This is a genomic window from Halorubrum tibetense (assembly GCF_042661865.1).
Classification (GTDB): Archaea; Halobacteriota; Halobacteria; order Halobacteriales; family Haloferacaceae; genus Halorubrum; species Halorubrum tibetense.
Genome location: NZ_JBHSWW010000500.1, coordinates 1 through 1,032, shown reverse-complemented (window position 1 = coordinate 1,032; position 1,032 = coordinate 1). Strand labels below are relative to the sequence as shown.

General features: G+C 46.7%; 1 protein-coding gene. It reads right to left on the bottom strand.

All coding sequences use genetic code 11. From position 1 onward, the window contains the following. Positions 1-1,032 (bottom strand): putative bifunctional diguanylate cyclase/phosphodiesterase (locus ACFQEU_RS16505; protein WP_379783915.1); only part of this gene is annotated, 1,032 nt, incomplete at both ends.

Genomic DNA, 1,032 nt, shown 5'->3' with positions numbered 1-1,032 from the left:
GAGGGGGAACCTGTGTAGGTAGCTGAGTGAGGAGTAGCCAGTGCCAAAGTCGTCCATGGCCAGAAAGACACCCAGGCCTTTTAACTCACCGAGAATTTTTTGGGCAGCAATAACATTCTCCATCAATGCACTTTCGGTAATTTCTAGTTTTAACATGGCCGGATTAATACCAGAAACCTGTAATACGTTTCTAATTCTGTCGACCAAGTCGCTACGTGAAAAGTGCTTACTTGAAAGGTTGATGCTTATTGAAATGTGCTCGCCAAATTCTTTGTGCCACTGTGACATTTGAATACAAGCCTTGAGGCACATGGCAATATCCAGCTCGATGATTAAACCACTTTCCTCGGCGAGGGGTATGAAATCATTCGGTGGAATCAGCCCTTGATTTGGGTGCTGCCACCGCGCGAGGGCTTCAAACCCATCCAGCTCTGACGTGCCGAGGCGCATAATTGGCTGGTAAAACACGTCAATCTCGTTATTGTTAATGGCATTGCGTAACTCAGTCTCCAGCTTAAGCGTATTCATAGCCTTAGTGTGCATGCTCTGATCGAATACCGCATATTGCCGTTTCCCAAGTAATTTCGCCTGATACATAGCGGCGTCCGCGTCGCGCAGCATGTCTTCCGCTTTGTCATACCCGAGTGCGCTGTATGCCACGCCAATACTTGTGGAGGTGAAAACTTCATTGCCCAACACTACAAATGATTTGGTCAGGTCTTCGCAAATACGCTTGGCCACAAGTTCAGCAAAATTCAAGCCTTGTACATCATCAAGCAAGAGACAGAACTCATCACCTCCCAGCCTCGCTACCGTATCTTGTGGTCGCACAAGTTTAGCGAGTCTATTTCCTACCTGTTGCAATAGCTTGTCGCCAGCCAGATGCCCTAGGCTGTCATTGATAACTTTAAACCTATCCAAATCTAGAAATAGTACCGCAAATCTAAATTTCTCCTCGCGGTTGCCTTTGCCAATCAGTTGCGCGAGCCGATCCATAAATAACATACGATTTGGAAGCTTTGTTAGTACGTC